This window comes from Pseudomonas sp. St386 (genome assembly GCF_018325865.1).
Lineage (GTDB): Bacteria > Pseudomonadota > Gammaproteobacteria > Pseudomonadales > Pseudomonadaceae > Aquipseudomonas > Aquipseudomonas brassicacearum.
Window position 1 is genome coordinate 1808985 of the sequence record NZ_AP021900.1, and the last position, 22033, is coordinate 1831017.

13 protein-coding genes are annotated in these 22033 nt (G+C 59.6%); all 13 read left to right on the forward strand.

Features of this window, described 5'->3' with window-relative positions; all coding sequences use genetic code 11:
- The 13 genes from KI235_RS08000 to KI235_RS08060 all read left to right on the forward strand — a co-directional run bounded on the left by KI235_RS08000 (nucleotide 1) and on the right by KI235_RS08060 (nucleotide 22026).
- The gene (locus tag KI235_RS08000; protein WP_003199040.1) at nucleotides 1-753 is read left to right on the forward strand and encodes a class I SAM-dependent methyltransferase; all 753 of its coding nucleotides are present in this window, start codon (nucleotides 1-3) and stop codon (nucleotides 751-753) included.
- A complete protein-coding gene (locus KI235_RS08005) occupies nucleotides 750-4256 on the forward strand; it encodes a glycosyltransferase family 2 protein (protein WP_212795634.1) in 3507 nt (1168 codons plus the stop codon). Before KI235_RS08000 ends, KI235_RS08005 begins: the two co-directional genes overlap by 4 nt.
- Before the next feature lie 311 nt (nucleotides 4257-4567).
- Nucleotides 4568-5305 (forward strand): flagellar basal body rod protein FlgF, encoded by a 738-nt coding sequence (locus tag KI235_RS08010; protein WP_003199043.1) that lies wholly within the window; start codon nucleotides 4568-4570, stop codon nucleotides 5303-5305.
- Between the two features lie 49 nt (nucleotides 5306-5354).
- Complete coding sequence (gene flgG, locus KI235_RS08015; RefSeq protein ID WP_003199045.1) at nucleotides 5355-6140, forward strand: flagellar basal-body rod protein FlgG; 786 nt, start codon at nucleotides 5355-5357, stop codon at nucleotides 6138-6140.
- Nucleotides 6141-6212: 72 nt separating this feature from the next.
- Nucleotides 6213-6908: a flagellar basal body L-ring protein FlgH gene (gene flgH / locus KI235_RS08020; RefSeq protein WP_003199049.1), complete on the forward strand. Its 696-nt coding sequence runs from the start codon at nucleotides 6213-6215 to the stop codon at nucleotides 6906-6908.
- Nucleotides 6909-6953: 45 nt separating this feature from the next.
- Nucleotides 6954-8024 (forward strand): flagellar basal body P-ring protein FlgI, encoded by a 1071-nt coding sequence (locus KI235_RS08025; RefSeq protein ID WP_161796644.1) that lies wholly within the window; start codon nucleotides 6954-6956, stop codon nucleotides 8022-8024.
- Nucleotides 8025-8034: 10 nt separating this feature from the next.
- Nucleotides 8035-9339, forward strand: a complete 1305-nt coding sequence (flgJ, locus tag KI235_RS08030; RefSeq protein WP_212795635.1) for a flagellar assembly peptidoglycan hydrolase FlgJ — start codon at nucleotides 8035-8037, stop codon at nucleotides 9337-9339.
- Between the two features lie 10 nt (nucleotides 9340-9349).
- Complete coding sequence (gene flgK, locus KI235_RS08035) at nucleotides 9350-11416, forward strand: flagellar hook-associated protein FlgK (RefSeq protein WP_003199056.1); 2067 nt, start codon at nucleotides 9350-9352, stop codon at nucleotides 11414-11416.
- 13 nt (nucleotides 11417-11429) lie between these two features.
- Complete coding sequence (locus tag KI235_RS08040; RefSeq protein ID WP_003199059.1) at nucleotides 11430-12995, forward strand: flagellar hook-associated protein 3; 1566 nt, start codon at nucleotides 11430-11432, stop codon at nucleotides 12993-12995.
- 110 nt (nucleotides 12996-13105) lie between these two features.
- Complete coding sequence (locus KI235_RS08045) at nucleotides 13106-16687, forward strand: glycosyltransferase (RefSeq protein ID WP_212795636.1); 3582 nt, start codon at nucleotides 13106-13108, stop codon at nucleotides 16685-16687.
- Between the two features lie 63 nt (nucleotides 16688-16750).
- A complete protein-coding gene (locus tag KI235_RS08050; protein ID WP_033063694.1) occupies nucleotides 16751-19645 on the forward strand; it encodes a TIGR00180 family glycosyltransferase in 2895 nt (964 codons plus the stop codon).
- Nucleotides 19646-19975: 330 nt separating this feature from the next.
- Entirely contained in the window at nucleotides 19976-20902 is a 927-nt protein-coding gene (locus KI235_RS08055; protein WP_003199065.1) for a ketoacyl-ACP synthase III, read from the forward strand.
- 275 nt (nucleotides 20903-21177) lie between these two features.
- Entirely contained in the window at nucleotides 21178-22026 is an 849-nt protein-coding gene (locus tag KI235_RS08060) for a flagellin domain-containing protein (RefSeq protein ID WP_003199067.1), read from the forward strand.
- The last annotated feature ends 7 nt before the right edge of the window (nucleotides 22027-22033 follow it).

Genomic DNA, 22033 nt, shown 5'->3' on the forward strand with positions numbered 1-22033 from the left:
ATGTCCGTACGCGATTACAACAAAGAGTTTCAGGATAACGCTCACCGCAGCTACTTCTACGATTTCGATTCGCGGCTGCGACGCTACATGCTGGACAGCTTCGGCCCCTGGCTGGCGAAGGGACCGACCCTGGAAATGGGCTGCTTCGAAGGTGCCTTTACGACGCTGTTCGCCGAACGCTTTGCCGACCTGACGGTCATCGAGGCGGCCAGCGACCTGATCGATGTCACCCGTAAAAAGGTCGGCTCAGGCGTCAGGTTCGTCTGCAGTACCTTTGAAGAAGCCGAGCTGGAACCGCGCTTCGAGAATATCTTCCTGATCCACACCCTGGAGCACCTCGACGACCGTCAGGCAGTGCTCAAGCGCGTGCGCAACTGGCTCGCGCCTGGGGGGCGTTTGTTCATTGCCGTACCAAACGCCAATGCACCTTCGCGCCAGATCGCCGTCAAGATGGGCTTGATCGAGCACAACAGTGCCGTGACCGAAGGCGAGCGTCTGCATGGCCACCGAGTGACCTACACCCTCGATACCCTGGATCACGAAGTACGCAGTGCCGGTTGGCATGTGAGCCACCGTGGTGGGGTCTTCTTCAAGCCGCTGGCCAACTTCCAGCTGGACAAGGCTCTGGAAACCCAGCTTATCGATGAGCGTTTCATGGATGCCTGCCATGCCCTAGGCATGGTCTATCCAGACTTGTGCGCCAGTGTCTTCGTCATTTGTGAGCAGCCCTCCAGCCCCAAGGCCACCGTATGACCACTCCGTCCCTGCATGGCAAGCCGCGTCACCCTTACTACATCGGTGCTCCCAACTATCGGGAAACCTCCTCGGGCGTGTGCGTATTGCACTACCTGTGCCACGTCCTGAACCTGTCCGGCTACGAGGCCTACCTCACGCCCTGCCAGGTCAACCCGAAACTGCGCACCCCGATCCTTACCGACGAGGTGCGTCGGCAGCACCGGTCGCTAGGCTTGGCGCCCATTGCTGTGTATTCCGAGGTGATGGACGGTAACCCGTTAGACGCACCGATCGTAGCCCGTTACATTCTGAACCGTGAAGGCTTCCTCACTGGCCGTGCTATCAAGGCGCAAAAATCAGACCTGTTTTTCTATTACACCCAGGATTTCGGTGGCGACAGCGATAACAGCAACCTACTCCTGTTGCCGGTCATCGACTCGGAGTTGTTTTCACCGCCAACCGAGCCAGTGCAGCGCAGTGGCAACTACCTGTACCTGCACCGCATCGACAGGTCTAAGGTCGACTACTCGATGTTGCCGGACGATATCGAAGTCCTGAGCATGGATAACCCGAAGACCCTTGCTGAACTGGCACAGATTTTTCGAACGGCTTCAACGCTTTACAGTTACGAAATTTCGGCAACGTGTACCGAAGCCATGCTTTGTGGTTGCCCGGTTATCTACATGCCCGGCGGTCATGTGAAGACCCAGCCGTTCATCGAGCAGTTTGGTGATGCGGGCTCGGCACTTTATGACGAGCCAGGTGGGCTGGAGCGCGCCCGTGCGACAGTGATGCAAGCTCGCAGGCGCTGGCTGGACCTTGAAAAGGCCTTCTGGCCTCAACTGGAACGTTTCATCGATATCACTCAGCAGGCTGCTATACAGCATGCCATTGACGTTCGTGTGCCCTCCATCAAGGACTGGCTGCGCAACCGAGTGCTGACGCCGATCCAGCAGCAACTTGTCGATCAGCGCCGTCAGCAGCTCAGCGGACAAACCAGCCTGACGCTGCTGATACTCGATCCCCTGGGCGATTTCAATGCCTTGAGCGATACCGTGGAAAGTCTTGCGCTGTGGCGATCGCGCTCCTCGATCAGCATGCGCATGGTGGTCTTGAGCCCTGCGCCAAGTCCGGCCAACTTGCCCGGCAGCCTGCACTGGCTGACCTGCGCCCAGCCAGGTGCCGTCGAACTGAACGAAGTTCTGCGGGCGGACGACAGCGACTGGATCATGCTGTTGACGGCCGGTGACGAGGTCTTGCCCGCCGGCACGTTGATGCTCGACCTGGAGCTGCCGGGTGCCAACGGTTGCCGGATGATCTATTGCGATGGCATGTATCGCTCAGATCATGGCCCTCAAGCGGTCTTCCGGCCTAGCATCAACCTCGACTACCTCTTGAGCCTGCCATTGACTATGGCCAACCACTGGCTGATCCGTCGCGAGTTGGCGCTGGAGGTTGGAGGTTACGACCCTCAGGTGCCCGCGGCGCTTGAGCTGGACTTGATCCTGCGACTGATCGAAGCCGGGAGCATGAACGGCATCGCCCATCTGAACGAGCCGCTGGTAGCCAGCAACACGCCGACCCTTGCCGATAACCCGGACGAGCTCTATGCCCTGCAACGGCACCTGGACAATCGCGGCTACACGAACGCCAGGGTCCTGCAGGAGCCGCCCCGGCATTACCACATCAAGTACGGTCATGACCAACAGCCCCTGGTATCGATCCTGATTCCTACCCGGGACCGGTTACCGCTGCTGCAGCGCTGCGTGGAAAGCCTGTTGTCGAAAACCCGCTATCCGTACTTCGAGATTATTCTGATCGACAATGGCAGCGAGACCGAAGAGGCACTCATCTGGCTGAGCGAGATGGAGTCGATCGGGGGAGGCAAGGTTCGCGTCATCCGCTTCCCTTATCCATTCAACTTCAGCGCCATGAACAACCTGGCGGCCAGTCAGGCGCGCGGCGAATACCTGGTGTTGTTGAACAACGATACGGAAATCATCCACGAGGATTGGCTGGAAGAACTGCTCAACCACGCCTTGCGCCCCGAAGTGGGGATCGTCGGTGCCAAGCTGATTACCCCGGCAGGCACCGTCCAGCATGCAGGCCTGATCACCGGCTTGCGTGGCCCTGCCGGCAGCCCATTTACCGGTCAGGCTGCCAATGGCGGCGGCTACATGCAGCGCCTGGTGGTCGACCAAAATACCAGTGCGGTCAGTGCGGCCTGCCTGATGATCCGCACGGCGATCTACCTGGAAGCCGGTGGTATGGATGACGCGCTGTTCCAGGTCACCTGCAACGATCTGGACCTGTGCCTGAAAGTGGCGAACCTTGGCTATCTGAATGTATGGACACCTCATGCCGTGCTCGTGCATGAGGGGGAGGGGACTTGGTCAAGCGTTGGCAAGGACCCACTCAACCAGCAACGCTTCGCCTTGGAACAGGAGCAAGCCTTGAGTAAATGGCTGGGTGTCCTGGCCAATGATCCTGCCTACAACAGCAACCTGTCGTTGCGCGGCGTCGGCTTTGAGCTGGAAGCCATCAACGAGCTGTCCTGGCGACCGCTGTCCTGGCGGCCGCTGCCTGTGGTATTGGTGCATCCTGCGAAGTCGGCAAAAGCCGCCAGGTTGCGTATTGTCGAGCCGTTCACGGCTTTGCGCGACTCCGGCAAAATCGAAGGCTGCATCAGCAACAGCCTGTTACCGGCAACGACGCTTGCGCGCTACAACCCCGACGTCATCGTCTTCCAGCATCAGGCTGACCCGCTTCGTCTGGAGCAGATGCAAAGCATCAGCACGCTTTCCAGCGCGTTCAAGGTTCTTGAGCTGGATGCGCTAACGCCAGAGGTTCCAGGATGGATGACTTCGCTGCAGCAATCGGCAAGTCTGGTTGACTGCATCGTTGTAGCGACGCCTGCAATGGCCCACGCCTGTGCCGGGCTGCATCAGGATATTCGTGTTCTCGAAACGCGCCTGGACAACAGATGGCGCAATCTTTCCATCGTGCGCCAGACGTTTGGCATCCCTCGCATAGGCTGCGCTATCGATTCGGCGCAGCCCTTCGTCCAGCCGTTGATCCTCGAGTTAATGCAAGCGCTGGCCGGTCAAGTGGAGTGGGTACTCTGGGGCGATGTGCCCGCGTATCTGCAAGCGCTCGCCTGCGAGATTTATGATGACGTTCACGACAATCCCGATGTCATGGCCAGCCTCAACCTGGATATTGTCCTCGCTCCACAGGGCTTCGGTAAGAACGACCAAGGGGCGAGCTTGCTTCATCATCTGCAGTATGGTGCTTGCGGCTACAGTGTAATCGGCAGCGACACCGCCGATTATCTGGGCGACCTCGCCATCACGCGTGTCGCTGGCAGCCGAGGACAGTGGCTGGAGGCGATCAATGAGCACCTGGCTGATCGGCACGCCTCACGACAACAAGCTGAGGGATTGCGCGAGCAAGTGCTGGCTAACTGGGTCTTCGACGATACCTATGCGGCACACTGGGTTCAGGGATGGCTGCCCAACTGACGGAGGCCTGAGAGAGGCGGCAGGGGAAATCCCCCCTGTCGCCTGACTGGTCAATCCGACCCTCTGTAGTCTGCTCGCGCAAGCTACGCCATACCGCGCTGCAGTAGAAGCGATCAAAGGCTGACACTTGCCACTTAACGGCATGACACCGCCGGTTTTTCGACTTCGACATATTCAATCAACCCCTCTGAATCCCTCAAACCCTTTGTTTTCCGGGCCTGGGGCCGCCAGAAAAAAGTTGGTCTGCAAATTGCTTAAGGCTGTGCAACACAGCAGTGGGCGGCAAACGTCCGGCATGCAGAGGAACGACAGTGGACAAGTACCTTTATGTGGCAATGACCGGCGCCAGCCAGAACGCACTGGCGCAGCGGGCCCATGCCAACAACCTGGCGAACATCTCCACCAACGGTTTTCAGAAAGACCTGGAACAGGCTCGCTCGATGCCGGTGTTCGGCGACAGCTTTCCGGCGCGGGCGTTTGCCATGTCCGAACGGCCTGCTACTGATTTCACTCCGGGTGCGCTGGTGGAAACCGGTCGTGACCTCGACGTCGCGGTGAGCGGGCCGGGCTGGATGGCCGTGCAGAACCCCGACGGCGGTGAAAGCTACGTGCGCACCGGCAGCCTCAATGTTGACGCCCTGGGCGTACTGCGGGCTGGCAACGGCATGCCGGTGATGGGCAACGGCGGTCCGATCGCCGTGCCGCCAGAGCAGAAAATCGAAATCGGCCAGGACGGCACCATCAGCATCCGCGCCATGGGCGAAGGCCCGCGGGTGATGGCTGAAGTGGACCGCATCAAGCTGGTCAACCCGGACCTCAAGAACATGACCAAGGGCCTGGACGGTTCGATCCGTACCAAGGACGGCCAGCCGGCGCCCATCGATGCCAACGTGCAGTTGGTGTCGGGTTTCCAGGAAGCGAGCAACGTCAATGCCGTGGATGAAATGACCTCGGTGCTGGCCCTGGCCAAGCAGTTCGAGCTTCACGTCAAAATGATGAACACCGCCAAAGAAGGCGACGAGGCCATGGCTCGGGTCTTGCAGATCTAACCATTAACTAAAGCGTCGCGCCGAAAAACAGGCGTACGAGGAGAATCGAATGCTTCCGGCTCTATGGGTTGCCAAAACAGGTCTGTCCGCCCAGGACACCAACCTGACGACCATTTCCAACAACCTGGCGAACGTTTCGACCACGGGTTTCAAACGTGATCGTGCCGAGTTCCAGGACCTGCTGTATCAGGTAAAACGCCAGCCTGGCGCCCAGTCGACCCAGGACAGCGAACTGCCGTCGGGCCTGCAAGTGGGTACCGGTGTGCGCATTGTCGGCACCCAGAAAAACTTCACCGCCGGCAGCCTGCAAACCACCGAGCAGCCGCTGGACATGGCCATCGACGGTCGCGGTTTCTTCCAGATCCTGCAGCCGGACGGCACCACGTCCTACACCCGTGACGGTACGTTCCACCTCGATTCCAACGGCCAGATCGTCAATGCCAGCGGTTTCGCCCTGGAGCCGGCCATCATCATCCCGAACGATGCCCAGACGTTCACCGTGGGCCGTGACGGCACCGTGTCCATCACGGTGGCGGGCAACCCGGCCTCCCAAGTGATCGGCAACCTGCAGACCGCCGACTTCATCAACCCGGCCGGCCTGCAAGCGGTAGGCAATAACCTGTTCCTGGAAACCGCCGCCAGTGGCGCGCCGCAAGTCGGCACTCCCGGCCTGAACGGTTTTGGTACCACGCTGCAGAACACCCTGGAAACGTCCAACGTGAGCACGGTCGAGGAGATGGTCAACATGATCACCACCCAGCGCGCCTACGAGATGAACTCCAAAGTGATCTCCACCGCCGACCAGATGCTCTCGTTCGTTACGCAGAATCTGTAATCACGTCGCAACGTCCGTCATTACGTAGACAGGGCGGCCCCAGGGGCGCCTGCAACACCAAGAGGTAGGGTCATGAAACGCTTCGTATCTGTTCTGGCACTGAGTGGGATCACCGCACTCGCGGGCTGTGTCGCGCCGACACCCAGGCCCAATGACCCGTATTACGCCCCGGTGTTGCCGCGCACGCCGTTGCCGGCTGCCGCCAACAATGGCTCGATCTACCAGGCTGGCTTCGAGCAGAACCTGTACAGCGACCGCAAGGCCTTCCGGGTCGGTGACATCATCACCATCACCCTGAATGAGCGGACCCAGGCCAGCAAGAACGCCAACTCGCAAATGGACAAGACCAGCAATACCAGCGTCGGCCTGACGTCGTTGTTCGGTTCCAGCCTGACCACCAACAACCCGATCGGGGGCAATGACCTGAGCCTCAACGCCGGGTACAACTCTGACCGTGCCACCAAGGGCGACAGCAAGTCCGGCCAGAGCAACAGCCTGACCGGCTCGATTACCGTGACCGTCGCCGATGTGTTGCCCAACGGCATCATCGTCGTGCGCGGCGAGAAGTGGCTGACCCTTAACACGGGTGACGAACTGGTGCGCATCGCCGGCATGGTTCGCGCCGATGACATCGCCACCGACAACACGGTTTCGTCGACTCGGGTGGCCGATGCACGCATCACCTACTCGGGCACCGGTGCCTTTGCCGATGCGAGCCAGCCAGGTTGGTTCGACCGTTTCTTCCTCAGCCCGAAGTTCCCTTTCTAGGTGGCCCAGTTGAATCTTAAGCAGCTGTTGATCGGTGCCCTGGTAATGTCGGCAGCCTTTACCGCTCAAGCCGAGCGTCTGAAGGACATCGCCAGCATTTCCGGCGTGCGTTCCAACCAGTTGATCGGCTACGGCCTGGTCGTGGGCCTGAACGGCACCGGTGACCAGACCACCCAGACCCCGTTCACCTTGCAGACCTTCAACAACATGTTGTCGCAGTTCGGCATCAAGGTGCCGGCCGGCTCCGGCAACGTCCAGTTGAAAAACGTCGCGGCGGTGTCGATCAGTGCCGATCTGCCGGCGTTCGCCAAGCCTGGCCAGCAGGTGGATATCACCGTCTCGTCCATCGGTAACTCCAAGAGCCTGCGCGGTGGCACCTTGCTGCTGACGCCGCTCAAGGGTATCGACGGCAACGTCTACGCCATCGCCCAGGGCAACCTGGTGGTGGGCGGTTTCGATGCCGAAGGGCGCGACGGTTCGAAGATCACCGTCAACGTTCCGTCGGCCGGTCGCATCCCTGGCGGTGCGTCGGTGGAACGTGCAGTGCCGAGCGGTTTCAACCAGGGCAACAGCCTGACGCTGAACCTCAACCGTTCCGACTTCACCACCGCCAAGCGTATCGTCGACAAGATCAATGACATGCTCGGCCCAGGCGTGGCCCAGGCCCTCGACGGCGGCTCGATCCGCGTCACCGCGCCACTGGATCCGAGCCAGCGGGTCGATTACCTGTCGATCCTGGAAAACCTCGAGGTCGACCCGGGCCAGGCGGTGGCGAAAGTCATCATCAACTCGCGCACCGGCACTATCGTGATCGGCCAGAACGTCAAGGTGTCTCCGGCCGCCGTGACCCACGGCAGCCTGACCGTGACCATCACCGAAGACCCGATCGTCAGCCAGCCTGGTCCGTTGTCCAACGGCCAGACAGCCGTGGTCCCCCGTTCGCGGGTCAATGCCGAGCAAGAAGCCAAGCCGATGTTCAAGTTCGGCCCGGGCACTACCCTGGATGAAATCGTCCGGGCGGTGAACCAGGTCGGCGCGGCGCCAGGCGACTTGATGGCGATTCTCGAAGCCTTGAAACAGGCCGGCGCGTTGCAAGCCGACCTGATCGTGATTTGAGGACCGGTCCATGGACATGCGCAAGGGTACTTTGATCAGCGGGGATTCGGGCTCCTACTCGGACTTGAACCGACTGAACCAACTCAAGGTTGGCGACAAGAACAGCGACGGCAACCTGCGTAAAGTGGCTCAGGAATTCGAGTCGCTGTTCCTTGGCGAAATGCTCAAGTCCATGCGTTCGGCCACCGATGCGCTGGGCAAGGACAATCCGATGAACACGCCGGAAGCCAAGCAGTACCAGGAAATGTACGACCAGCAGTTGGCCGTCTCCATGTCCCGCGAAGGCGGTGGTATCGGCCTGGCCGATGTGCTGCTGCGCCAGATGTCCAAGAACAAACCGCTGGCGCCAGGCGAGGCGACAAGCTTGTCGGCCGCCAAGCAGCAAGAGGCGCTGGACAAGGTCGCCAAGGCAGCGGTGCCAACGCCAGTGGCCGCCGGCACGCTGCCCGACGGTCCTCTTTCACGCTCCAACGGCCAGCGTCCGCTGTGGGCTTCCCGGGCGGTGAACGTGCCGCAAGGGGCGGGCGAGGGTACTCATCGCAATGACATGGAGCTGATCAACCAGCGCCGCCTGGCCTTGCCGCCGAAACTGGCTGACCGCCTGCTTGCCGGGCTGGTGCCTTCGGCCGCGGCCAACGCCGATGTGCCTGCACAGAACGTCCTGACGGATCGCGCCATCGCCGCCGTCAAGCCGGCGACTGGCGAATTGGCCAATGGCGACTGGTTGGCCGCACTCAAGGCCGCCGAGCCGAAAGGCGACATGCAGGTCTATGGCCGCGCCGTGGCCCAGCCACCGCTGGCACCGGCACGCAAGGCCTTCCGCGATGCCGACGAATTCGTCAACGCCATGTTGCCAATGGCCAAGGAAGCGGCCGACCGCATCGGTGTCGACCCGCGTTACCTGGTGGCCCAGGCCGCTCTGGAAACCGGTTGGGGCAAATCGGTCATGCGCCAGCCCGATGGCAGCAGCAGTCACAACCTGTTCGGTATCAAGGCCAGCGCCAATTGGAAGGGCGATTCGGCCCGGGCGATCACCAGCGAATTTCGCAATGGTGCGATGGTCAAGGAGACGGCCGAGTTCCGTTCCTACGCCTCGTACCGCGACAGTTTCCACGACTTGGTCAACCTGCTGCAAAGCAACAGTCGCTATCAAGATGTGCTGAAGTCTGCCGATAACCCGGAACAGTTTGTACGCGAGTTGCAAAAGGCCGGTTACGCCACCGACCCGCACTACGCCAGCAAGATTTCGAACATAGCCCGGCAGATGACGAGTTACCAAAACTACGCTTCTGCAGGCGCCACCACGACTTTATAAGGTCTGAACCATGAGTTTGCTCAATATAGGGATGTCGGGTCTGTCAGCAAGCCAGACTGCGTTGGTGACCACGGGCAACAACATCGCCAACGTCGATACCGCCGGTTATTCGCGCCAGCAGACCGTACAGACCACCAAGGCTTCGAACCAGTACGGCAACGTGTTCATTGGTTCCGGCACGACCCTGGCCGATGTGCGCCGGGTGTATAACGCCTTCCTTGAAGCACAACTGAAAACCACCACGTCGCTCAACAGTGACGCGGCGGCCTATCAGGGCCAGATCACTCCGCTCGACTCCCTGTTGTCGGACAGCGGCACCGGTCTCAATGGTGCCCTGACCAAGTTTTTCGCCTCGGTGCAGAACGTCAACGCCAAGCCGGGTGACGATGCATCCCGTCAGTTGCTGCTCAGCGACGCCCAGGCCTTGAGTAACCGTTTCAATTCGGTTGCCAACCAGTTGACGGAGCAGAGCCAGAACATCAACGGCAACCTGTCGAACATGGTCGACCAGGTCAATAACCTGGCGGCTACCGTTGCGCAGTTGAACAAGAAAATCGCCGAAGTCTCCAACGCCGGCGGCGCGCCCAATGACCTGCTCGATGCCCGCAGCGAAACCATTCGCCAGCTCTCGACGTTCACTGGCACGCAGGTCGTCGAGAACGGCAGCAGCCTGGACATCTACCTGGGCTCCGGCCAACCGTTGGTGATGGGCAACATCGTCAATACCCTGCAAGCGGTGCCGGACAAGAACGATCCGGGGCGCATAGGTATCCAGCTCAACAGCGGTTCCAGCTCCATGGACCTGACGTCGGTGCTCACCGGCGGCGAGATCGGTGGCCTGATGCGCTACCGCAGCACCGTGCTCGATCCGGCCATGAACGAGCTGGGCCGCGTGGCCCTGGTGGTCGCCGACCAGATGAACAGCATCCAGGCCTCGGGCATCGACATGAACGGGGCCTTCGGCTCCAACCTGTTCACTAACATCAACAGCGCCGCGCAGATCAGCCAGCGCAGCGTTGCGTCGTTGAACAACAGCGCCGGCTCCGGCAACTTCAACATCGCCATCAAAGACTCCGGCAAGCTGACCACCAACGACTACAAGGTAACGTTCACCAGCGGTACGGACTACACCGTCCAGCGCCTGCCCGACGGCACCTCGATGGGCGCGTTCAACACCGCGACCACGCCGCCGCCGGTGATTGACGGTTTTTCGATGACCTTCGCCAACGGCACCGCGGCCGCCGGCGACACATTCAAACTCACGCCGACTCGCAACGAGGCGGCCAATATCAAGACCGAGATGACCGACTCCAAGCGGCTGGCGATTGCCGCGCCGTTGGGTGCCGCCATCGTGCCAGGGGGCAGCGGTACGCTGACCATTCCGGCCAACGGCCAGCCGAGCATGACCACCAAGCTGGACATCTACGACGCCGCCACCACGACCATCGTCCAGAACGGCATCAAGAACTCCATGCCGGTCAAGGTGGTGTTCGGCGCGACGTCCGCCGATGGCACCAGCCAGGCTTATCAGTTGCTCGATGCCAAGGGCGTTCAGATCAGCAATGGCACGATCAAACCTGGGGAAAGCAACACCCTGAGCCTGAGTGTTCCGCTCAAGGATGCCAGTGGCGCCCCGATCATGGATTCGTCCGTGCCACCGGTACAACGCACCGTCACGTTCGACATGTCCATTGCCGGTGCTCCGTCCAACGGAGCGTCCATCAATGTCAGCCTCAGCCAGCCCGGCAGCCTGGACAACCGTAACGGTACTGTCCTGGCCGGCTTGCAGACCGCCAAGACCGTGGACACCGGTTCCTCCAGCAAGGGTATTTCCCTGAACGATGCCTACGGCAAGCTGGTGGAAGGCGTCGGCGCCAAGGCCGCCCAGGGCAAGCTCGACAGTGCCGCCACTGGTGCGATCCTGGACAATGCCAAGACCGCCCGCGATTCGTTGTCGGGCGTGGACCTGGATGAAGAAACCGGCAACCTGGTCAAGTTCCAGCAGTACTACACCGCGTCTTCGCAGATCATCAAGGCGGCGCAGCAAATCTTCAGCACTTTGATCAACAGTCTTTAAGGAGCCGTAGCCCATGCGCATTTCTACTTCTCAGTTTTACGAAAGCACGGCTGCGAACTACCAGAAAAACTTCGCCAAGGTGGTCAAGACCAGCGAAGAAGCCAGCAGCCTGGTACGTGTGAACACCGCCGCCGATGATCCGGTGGGCGCTTCGCGTCTGTTGCAGTTGGGCAACCAGGCTTCGATGCTTTCCCAATATGAAGCCAACGTCACCACCATCAAGGCGACCCTGGGCACGACCGAAGCGGTCATGACCAGCATCGGCAACGTGCTGCAGCGCGCCAAGGAATTGGCCGTCAGTGCCGGCAACGCCGCCTACACCGACGCGGACCGTAAAGCCGTTGCCTCGGAATTGGGGTCGATCGAAGATCAGTTGCTGAGCCTGATGAACACGAAGGATGAAAACGGCAAATACATCTTTTCCGGTTCCAAGGGTGATGTCGTACCGTTCACCCGCAACGACGATGGTACCTACAGTTACAACGGCGACCAGGTGACCCTGGACCTGCCGATCGGCGACACCATGTCGATGGCCACCAACAGCACTGGCTGGGAAGTGTTCCAGCAAGCCGTCAACACCAGTCGCAGCCAGGTCACCATGACCGCGCCGGCGGTGGATGATGGTCGCGTGGTGTTGACCAACGGCCAAGTGTCGTCCAGCGTGACCTACAACAGCCAGTTCCGCAGTGGCGAGCCGTACACAGTGGAATTTGTCAGCGGCACCCAGTTGAAAATCACCGATTCGGGCGGCAATGATGTGACCGCCGAAGCCAGCAAGGGCGGTGTCATCGAGCCGAATAACCAGATCGGGCAGACTGTGAGCTTTCGCGGCGTCGACTTGACCTTGAACGTCAATCTTCAAGCGGGCGACGTTGCCGGCACGGTGTTGCCAGGCCATACCTTCACCCTGGCCGCCAAACCCGATACGTTCACTCCGGCCCGCAGCCCGGGCAACACCACCGCGACTCAGATCACCGGTAGCCAGATCACCGATCCAGTGGCCTACCACGCCAGTTTCCCGACGGGGGCGGCGGTGCTGAAGTTTACCAGTGCCACGGACTTCGACCTGTACGCCGCGCCACTGAACGCTGACAGCAAGCCGGTGTCCAGCGGCACCCTGGCGGGTAACGTCGCCACCGCATCAGGTGTGAGTTTCACGCTCAATGGTGCCGTGGCCGCCAACGACCAGTTCAGCATCGCGGTCAATACCCACGAGACGCAGAACGTACTGGACACCGTGAACCAGTTGCGGACTGCTTTGAACACGCCGACCGATGGCGACAACATCGCCATCCAGAAACTGAATGCGTCACTGGCTTCGGCTATCGGTAACCTGGCCAGCGGCACTGACCAGTTGACCAGTGCATTGAGTTCGGTCGGCGGTCGCGGCCAGTCGCTCGATACCCAGAGCGATACCAATCAGAGCTTTGTCCTGGCTAACACGCAGACCCAGTCGGCGATTCGTGATTCCGACGCGGCCGAGGTGATGACGCGCCTGACCTTGCAGCAGACTATGCTTCAAGCGTCGCAGTTAGCGTTCAGCAAGATCGCTCAATTGGGCCTGTTCAACAAAGTGTGATCCAGGGCCGGGACCGTGACGTTATAAGCGGTCCCTGACCCGTTCCTTTATACGATTCAGGACGTCCTGCTCTCGCCTGAGTTGGCGCCCACCGGTTGAGAGCCAAGCGTGTGAAATCAGCTCCTCTTGTCAGCATCGCCATCCCCGCGTTCAACCCACGCTTTTTCCGCCTCGCCTTGCAAAGCGCGCTCGAGCAGACCTACGAGAACCTTGAGATTGTCATCTGCGACGATTGCCGCACCGATGAAATCGAGCAGATCGTCCAGGAACTTGGCGCGGGCTCCAAGGTTGCGATGCGCTACCTGAGCAACCCGACCCGGCTGGGCTTCCAGCAGAACCTGCTGCGCTGTCTTGAAGAGTCCTGGGGCGAGTTCATCAAGTTCCTGTGCGATGACGACCAGCTGCTGGCGTTCTGTGTCAGTCAACAGGCGGCCATCCTGCAGGAGCATGCCCAAGTATCGCTGGTGATCAACAAACATCATTTAATCGATGCAGACAACTACGCCTTGCCGGTCCGTGTTGAAAACACGGGCATCACGCAATTCGATGCGCTGTTCAACGGCAGCGACATGCTGGCGTACTTCGAAAAAACCACCCGCAATATTCTCGGCGGTTTGAGTGGCGCACTGATGCGCCGCGCAGATGTCGAGGCCTTGCTGCCAGCGTTGGCGCTGCCCGGCGAAGGCTTCGAGGCAGTCCTCGATTTTGCCTTGTTCATCTGCCTGTTGCGCCGGGGTAATCTGGTCCAGCTTTACGCCGAGGGAAGCGGCCAGCGGTTGCATCCAGAGCGCCTGGGGCTTCAGTTCAAGATGGTTGAGACGGCCACGGTGGAACTGACATGGCTCAAGGAAATGCTGGCCCAGCGCAGCGGCGAGCCGGCACCAGCCAGCGGCTGGGTGCGTTACCAGTCGTTGGGGCAGCCCAAGGAGCCAGGGGCGCCCGAGTGGGAAGAAATCAACGTCTACTCGGTCATTGCGACTCGTCAGGGCGTCATCGGCTCGCAAGTCGGCACTGATATCGAAAGCTACGCAGACCTCTATGCGCAGTGGTTGACGTGTCGACGTTTCAGTCCATTGCGCAAGCAAGTCTTGTCCCGGCAGATTGCCCGCTGGGCCTATCGTCCGATGATCATCCCCATCATCATCGATGAGCAGGACAATCCTTATGCATTGGGCATTACCCTGCAGAGTATTGCTGCCCAAGCCTATGCCTGCGAATCAGTGCTGCTGCTCTCCAACGGTCGCCAGGCTGTGGATAACCATGTCCTGCGCCTTGGCCTGCAAGCGGACTGGGCGCAGCAGCTCAACGGGCTGTTGCCTCAACTGGACGGCGCCGATTGGTTCTACCTGCTGCGTGCCGGCGATCGCTTGACGGAGTCGGCACTGCTGATCATGGCCGACCGGATTGTCAGCTCGCCAGCTGCTGCCTGTCTCTACAGCGATGAAGGTGCGCTGGTGGATGACAAGTCGGTGGAGCCGATCTTCAAGCCCGACTTCAATCTCGACCTGATGCGCGGTTATCCCTATGTCGGTCGGACACTGGCTTTCGAGCGTGCGCGATTCCTGGCCTCGGGTGGATTCGATTCGAGCCTGGGCGAATTGGCGCCCCATGACTTGATCTGGCGACTGGTGGAAACGGATGGGCCGCAGGTCATTGGTCATATTCCGGAAGTCCAGGTCGAGTCGACGTTTTCGTTTGCCCAATGGCTGTCATTACCTGAGGTCGTCGAGCAAAACGCCCAGCTGATCGGCGCTCATCTACAGCGTATCGGCGTGCCGCACCGGCTTCACCCAGGGCCGCTCCTGGCGTTGATCCCGCGTATCGAATACCTATTCGCCGAGCGACCACTGGTGTCGATCATCATCAGCGTCAAGGATGACCTGAGCGCGCTGGAGCGTTGCGTCAACAGCCTGATCAGTACGACCGCGTATCCGCACTACGAAATCATCATTGTCGATAACGCCAGTGAAAACGCCGAGCTGCAGCATTGGTTGCGAGCCATGGCCGAGCTGGGCAGCGAAAAGTTGCGAATATTTTTGCACTCGGGAAGCGGCAGCGAAGCCGTCATCCGCAATTTCGCAGCACAACAGGCCCGCGGCGAATACCTGCTATTGCTCAACCCCAATTGCATTGTGCTGGAAGCTGCCTGGCTGGGTGAGTTGCTCAATCAAGGACAACGTCCCGAGGTCGGTATCGTGGGGCCTCGTACACTTAACCAGCAAGGCCGGGTCATCGACTCCGGCATGATCATGGGGCTGGGTGGGTTGGCCGGCAGGGCCTTCGTCAACGAATCAGTAACGTCTGGCGGCTATATGCAACGCTTGCAGACGGTGCAGAACTGGAGTGCTGTCGGCGATCACTGCCTGTTGGTGCGCAAGCAGGTTCTGGAGGAGGCCGGTGGGTTCGATGAGTCGATCACCACGCAGCGCATCAACTCTCTGGAGTTATGCCTGCAGGTGGGAAAAAACGGTTATCTGATCGTCACCACACCTTACAGTGATGTCGTGCTGGCGTCCGGTATGGAAGCGAGTCGTGATCCTTCGTGGAAAGAGCGGCTGGAGCATGAGCAAGAGGCGTTCTATCAGCGCTGGTTGCCCAGGATCGCCAACGATCCTGCCTACAACCGTAACCTGACCCTGACCGGGAAAAGCTTCAGTCTTGAGCCCGGCCCACGCACCGGATGGAATCCGTTGATCACCCGCAACGTACCTTCGATTCTGGGGCTGGCGGTCAATACCTCGGCAGTGGGGCATTACCGGGTCAGCCAACCGTTGTTCGAACTGGAAGCGGCCGGGCGAATCGTGGGGCGTGTTGCCTACGATACACCTTCGATCATCGACATCGAGCGCCAGTCGCCGGATGTGATCGTGCTTCAAGGTCGCTATAACGTGGGTAAGTTCAAGGACATCGCTCAAGTCAAGACTTACTCCAACGCCATGCGCATCTACGAATTGGATGACTACATCGCCAGGGTCCCGGAGAAAAACGAACATCGCCGCAATATGCCGGACAACCTTGAGGACTTGCTGCGACAGGGGATCGGCCTGTGTGATCGGGTGGTGGTGTCCACCCATCCATTGGCAGACGCTTTGTCGAGCATGCACCACGACATCCGCGTGGTGCCCAACATGCTGGCTGCCGGCCTGTGGAATCAGCTCAGAAGCCAGCGTGCAACCTCCAGCAAGCCGCGTATCGGTTGGGGGGGCGGCACCAGCCACCGTGGCGACCTGGAGCTCATTGCCGATGTGGTTCGGGAACTGGCCGACGAAGTCGAATGGGTTTTCTTTGGCATGTGCCCCGATTTGCTCAAGCCCTATATCCATGAGTTCCATCCTGGCGTGAGCCTGGCGCTTTATCCGGCAAAACTTGCCAGCCTGAATCTCGACTTGGCCTTGGCGCCGTTGGAATTCCATATTTTCAACGACTGCAAAAGCAACCTTCGCCTGTTGGAATACGGTGCGTGCGGCTATCCGGTCATCTGTTCGGATACCGAAGCTTATCGGGGACACCTGCCTTGCACCCGGATCCTCACCAACAGCGCCGAAGAATGGCTGGAGGCAATCCGGATGCACCTGGCGGATCCGATTGCCAGCTACCGGATGGGCGACGAATTACGTGAAGTGGTGCTGCGCGACTTTATCTTGCGCGGCGATAACCTGCAGTACTGGGCCAATGGTTGGCTACCGGATTGATGAGTTTCAACCGCGAAACCTCCGGTATCGCTGATGCGGCCACCCACTTGTTAAGGAATGAATATGCAAAGCAATGTCCCAACAGGATCGACTGCGCCGTTGAATGAACGGTTTACCCTGGTGCTGCTCGCTCACGACCAGTCGACTGCCCTGCGGCGGGCGTTGCGCTACTACCGCGACAGTTCGTTTGCGGTGCTGGTGATCGACTCATCGAGCCTGATCGATGCTGATATCACGGCAGCATTCCCCGGCGTGCAATACCAGCACGCGCCCACAGCGGGAGGTTTCGGCGAAAAAGTTCGCCAGGCCGTCGAGCGAGTTGCCACGCCTTACCTGGCGATTGCCGATGCCGAAAGTTTCCTGCTGCCCCAAGCGCTCGAGCAATCGTTGTGTTTCCTCGAAGCACACGCTGAATACGGTGCCTGCCAAGGCTACAGCCTGGCGTTCGAGGCCCATGCCGACCGTGTTGACTATTACCTGCTCGACCGCAAGGGCTGTGAAGATTATTCCGGCGCATCGGCCGAAGCCCGGCTGGCCGTGTTTGCCGAGGATTGCCCGTCATTGGTGAGTGCACTCACGCGCACTGAAACCCTGCGGCGCAGTTACGCTTCGTTGCCCGTCGGTTTTGATTCGCGGTTGCAGGAGGCCGGCCATTGCTTTGGGTTGGTGACGGATGCAAAGGTTCGCTTGCTGGACATTCCTTATGGTGTACACGAGCGCAGTCGCGTGGCGAAGCCACGGAACCCGGTTGGCATGGCACCTGGTACCGAGGACTTGCGAGCAGTCGCTGAACAGGAGCGCATGAGCACCATGCTGGTCGACGCCTTTAGCACGGATGCTTTGGCGTGGGAACATGCCCGGACCATACTCAAGAAGCTGGTCGAGCGTTCGGTGCCGCAGGCTGGGAAACTGTTCGAGTCGACCTGGGATTCGCGGCGTGGCGAACCGGTTCGTCGTTTCGAACCGACGCAATACGTTGAGTTGCCGTTTTATAGCCAGGCTTTTTTTGACGTGCTCACCGCGCTGGAATTCCTGCTTCATGCGGCGCCAAGCGGGCAGGTACAGTTGAAGGAGCTGGAAGCGGTCATGCTCAAGCAGAAGGAGCTGTCTCGCCCTCAGCGCAACACCAGCGCCGAGCCGCTTGATGAACAACTAGCAAGGGCTTTCCTGAGCTATGCCTTCAACCAGGATCTGGTGAAACAACTGCTTGAGGTCATGCAGGCCAAGGGTGACAAGCGCTACGTGCAAATGATCCAGGCCTGGGAACAGCGGCTCAAGGCAGCGGCGTTTGAAAATACCGCGAGGTTTTTCGACACCACACGCTCCGGTCAATTGCTGCGCTGGCTCGAGGCGCGTGAACCGAGCGCCAGTGAAGCCCAGAAAGTGTCCAAATACCTGGCTGCTCGCAACGGGGGCCCGAGATTTGGCATTTTGCTCCTGGATCTGGACGCTGACGTCTTCAAGATGCAGGCAACCTTCGACAGCGTGATCAATGGCTATTGCCGGGCGTTCAAGATTGTCGTGTTTACTACTGGGGACCTGCCGGCCGAGACCACACCGCAGCAGGTCCTGCATTTCGTCAAAGTCAATGAAAGCAATTACGTCGACAAAATCAATCAGGTTGTCAGCCAAAGCGATTGCGATTGGATGGTCATGGCCGAGGCCGGCGATGAATTGACGCCGGGTGGCCTGTTCCGCGCGGGGTTGGAATTTCTGGCCGCGCCACAGTGCCAGGCCGTGGCTATGGATGAGTTCCAGCGCCAGCCTGACGGGACGCTGGCCGACGTCTTCCGGCCAGGGTTCAACCTTGACTTGCTGCAAAGCGCCCCGGCCTTGATGGCCCGTCATTGGCTGGTACGCCGAGAGACGTTGGTAAAGCTCGGCGGTTATTCGCGCGAGTTCAAGAATGCGTTGGAGTTCGACCTGCTGTTACGTTTGATCGAGCAGGACGGCCTGGAGGGGCTTGCCCACCTGGATGAACCTCTGTTGACTTGCCAGGCGCTGCCGGTGGAAGACAATGCCGACGAGCGCAAGACATTGCTGCGTCACTTGGCGGTTCGTGGTTATCAGGCTGACGTGAGCGCGGTCGTGCCGGGCACGCACAAAATCGATTACCGATTTGCCGAGCGCCCTCTGGTGTCGATCATCGTCCATGGCATTGGCGATCTGCCGGCGCTACAACGTTGCCTGCTCAGCGTACTGCAGCGCACCCGATATCAGCGTTACGAAGTATTGGTCCCCACCGGGACAGCGAACCATTCCGTGCTGCGCACCTGGCTTGATGGCCAGGGGCACCAAGCCAGTCGCGTTCGGCTGTTGGATATCGAACCGAATGTCGCGACGGGCACCTGGGTCAACGCTGCCAGCCAGGAGGCCAAGGGCGAGTATCTGGTTACCCTGGCGGCCGACAGTGAAGTGGTCAACGTCAACTGGATCGAATCGCTGCTCAACCAGGCCTTGCGTCCGGAAGTCGGTGTGGTCGGCGCCAAGCTGGTCGAGCGCGATGGGCGTATCACCCAGGCCGGCCTGGTCCTGGGCTTGAATGACGAAGTGGGCTCGGCCTTCGTCGGCGAGCCGAAGACCGCCAGAGGCTACATGAACCGGTTGGTCGTCGAGCAGAATTGTTCGGCGGTGTCTTTTGCCTGCTTGATGATTTCCAAACAGCTGTTCAACGCTGCTGACGGCATAGACAGCGATTTGTTCGACGATGCCTTGGGTGACGTGGATCTGTGCCTCAGAGTCGGCCAGGCCGGCTACCTGACGGTATGGACGCCACACGTGCAGGTGATCCAGTCCGGCGTGCTGGCGAGTACGCCAGAGGCGCGTGCGGCGCTGCGTGAGAAGTGGTCCGAGGCGCTCGCCCAGGATCGCTTCTACAACGCGAACCTGGCATTGCAAGGCGCTGGCTTCACCCTGGGGCCGGTGCGCAACGTACCCTGGACCGACTTGCTGGCATAACCCCGTCTTGCGAGGCATTCCATCGACGCTGGCGGGTTGAACCTGCCGGCGTTCTCGCCCAATTGCCTCGCCATCCTCAAGATTGCTGTCCAGTGTCCAATGCCGTTGCGGGAAATGACGCAGCTTCGTTTGTCATGAAAAAATGCCCCTCCAGGACAAAACGGCGTGACGCATAGGTCATAAAGTGCATCTTCACTGTATTGTATTCCCCGGAGTGGAGGCCCGTTCGTTTGCCGAATAAGGCGTCCGCCCTTGGAAATCAACCATTTTTGAAGCGCCCCTGAGCTTTTGGGGGTGAACCTAGTCGCAGTTTATGATCGGGAAGCCATGATGATTGGCATAAAAAGCATAGCGAGTTATGTGCCGACCGCTGGTGTGGATAACTACGCTCAGGGTGCCAAATTCGAGAAGGATGAGGAATTCATCCTTGGCAAGATTGGTTCGGCGTTCCTGCCGCGCAAAGACGCTGATCAGGAAACCTCGGACCTGTGTGTCGAAGCAGTGAATGCACTGTTCGCCAACAACCCAAGCCTTGCGCGCGAGTCGATCGACGCGTTGATCGTTGTCACCCAGAACGGTGATGAAGAGGGGCTGCCGCACACGGCTGCCATCGTGCAGGACAAGCTCGGGTTGCCGACCCATGTGGCGGCGTTCGATATATCGCTGGGCTGCTCGGGCTATGTGTACGGCATCTATGCCCTGAAAGGCTTCATGGAGGCCGCAGGGCTGAAGAATGGATTGCTGGTTACCGCCGACCCATATTCGAAAATCGTCGACCCTGAAGACCGTAACACCACCATGTTGTTTGGTGATGCCGCCACCGCCACTTGGATGGCCGAGGGCGCCAGCTGGCAGTTGGGCAAGGCCAAGTTCGGCACCGATGGTTCCGGCGCGCCACACCTGAAGGTCAGTGACGGGGTGTTTTTCATGAACGGTCGCCAGGTCTTCAACTTCGCCCTGTTGAAAGTGCCCGCTCATTTGCACGAACTGCTGGACGAATCGTCACTGCAAGCCAGTGATATCGACGCATTCTGCATCCACCAGGGCAGCGCGGCGATTGTGGATGCCGTGGCGCGACGTTTCGAGGGTGAGCCTGAGAAGTTCATCAAGGACATGGTCGAGACCGGCAATACCGTGTCGTCGAGCATTCCGCTGCTGCTGGAAAAGCACGTCCTGGATGCTGACTGGAAGCGCGTGGCGATCAGCGGTTTCGGTGTGGGCCTGTCGTGGGGCTCGGCGATTCTGTATCGCGATTGATCGAATCACGTTCTTCCAATAGCGCTTCAGGTTGGCCTGTGGCGCTTTTTTTTGCCCGCAACTTTGGTCCTGCGGTTTCTTGACGCCATTTTTCGGGCTTTTTCCAGTGACTAAACCCTTGTTTTGCAAGGGATGGCAGTCTGCTAGCAAATTTTTTGAAAAAAGCCCTCAAGCAAGTTCCCAATCCGACGATAACTATTACGAAGGTTCTCTAGGCCACACCCGGCGGTTGCCAGGGCCGGAAGCCGCAGTACCCAACCAACGAGGAATTCGTCATGGCTTTAACAGTAAACACCAACACCACATCGTTGAACGTTCAGAAGAACCTGAACCGGGCTTCCGACGCTCTCTCCACTTCGATGACCCGTCTGTCTTCCGGCCTGAAAATCAACAGCGCTAAAGACGACGCCGCCGGCCTGCAGATCGCTACCCGTATGACCTCGCAAATTCGCGGTCAGACCATGGCGATCAAAAACGCCAACGACGGTATCTCCATGGCGCAGACCGCTGAAGGCGCGATGCAGGAGCAGACCAACATTCTGCAACGTATGCGTGAACTGGCCATCCAGTCCCGTAACGATAGCAACAGCGCAACCGACCGTGTCGCTCTGAACAAAGAGTTCTCGCAGATGAGCGACGAACTGACCCGTATCGCCAACAGCACCAACCTGAACGGCAAGAACCTGCTCGACGGTACTGCCAGCACCATGACTTTCCAGGTCGGTTCGAACACCGGTACTGACAACCAGATCTCCCTGACCTTGAGCGCCAGTTTCGACGCTGCAAGCCTGGGTGTTGACTCGGCAATCACCATCATTGGTTCCGACAGTGCTACTGCTGAAACCAACTTCTCGGCCGCCATGGATGCAATCACCAGCGCGATCGACACCATCAACAGCGCTCGTGCCGACCTCGGTGCTGCACAAAACCGTTTCGCCAGCACCATCTCCAACCTGCAGAACATCAACGAAAACGCCAGTGCTGCACTGGGTCGTGTACAAGATACCGACTTCGCTGCTGAAACTGCACAACTGACCAAGCAGCAGACTCTGCAGCAAGCGTCTACCTCGGTTCTGGCCCAGGCCAACCAACTGCCATCCGCTGTACTGAAGCTGCTTCAGTAATAGCCGG

Excerpts from the sequence above, each read along its gene's own strand:
- KI235_RS08040 (WP_003199059.1), top strand. The coding sequence starts at position 11,430 with ATGCGCATTTCTACTTCTCAGTTTTACGAAAGCACGGCTGCGAACTAC.
- flgK (WP_003199056.1), top strand. The coding sequence starts at position 9,350 with ATGAGTTTGCTCAATATAGGGATGTCGGGTCTGTCAGCAAGCCAGACT.
- flgG (WP_003199045.1), top strand. The coding sequence starts at position 5,355 with ATGCTTCCGGCTCTATGGGTTGCCAAAACAGGTCTGTCCGCCCAGGAC.
- KI235_RS08055 (WP_003199065.1), top strand. The coding sequence starts at position 19,976 with ATGATTGGCATAAAAAGCATAGCGAGTTATGTGCCGACCGCTGGTGTG.
- KI235_RS08025 (WP_161796644.1), top strand. The coding sequence starts at position 6,954 with ATGTCGGCAGCCTTTACCGCTCAAGCCGAGCGTCTGAAGGACATCGCC.
- flgH (WP_003199049.1), top strand. The coding sequence starts at position 6,213 with ATGAAACGCTTCGTATCTGTTCTGGCACTGAGTGGGATCACCGCACTC.
- flgJ (WP_212795635.1), top strand. The coding sequence starts at position 8,035 with ATGGACATGCGCAAGGGTACTTTGATCAGCGGGGATTCGGGCTCCTAC.
- KI235_RS08000 (WP_003199040.1), top strand. The coding sequence starts at position 1 with ATGTCCGTACGCGATTACAACAAAGAGTTTCAGGATAACGCTCACCGC.
- KI235_RS08050 (WP_033063694.1), top strand. The coding sequence starts at position 16,751 with ATGCAAAGCAATGTCCCAACAGGATCGACTGCGCCGTTGAATGAACGG.
- KI235_RS08005 (WP_212795634.1), top strand. The coding sequence starts at position 750 with ATGACCACTCCGTCCCTGCATGGCAAGCCGCGTCACCCTTACTACATC.
- KI235_RS08060 (WP_003199067.1), top strand. The coding sequence starts at position 21,178 with ATGGCTTTAACAGTAAACACCAACACCACATCGTTGAACGTTCAGAAG.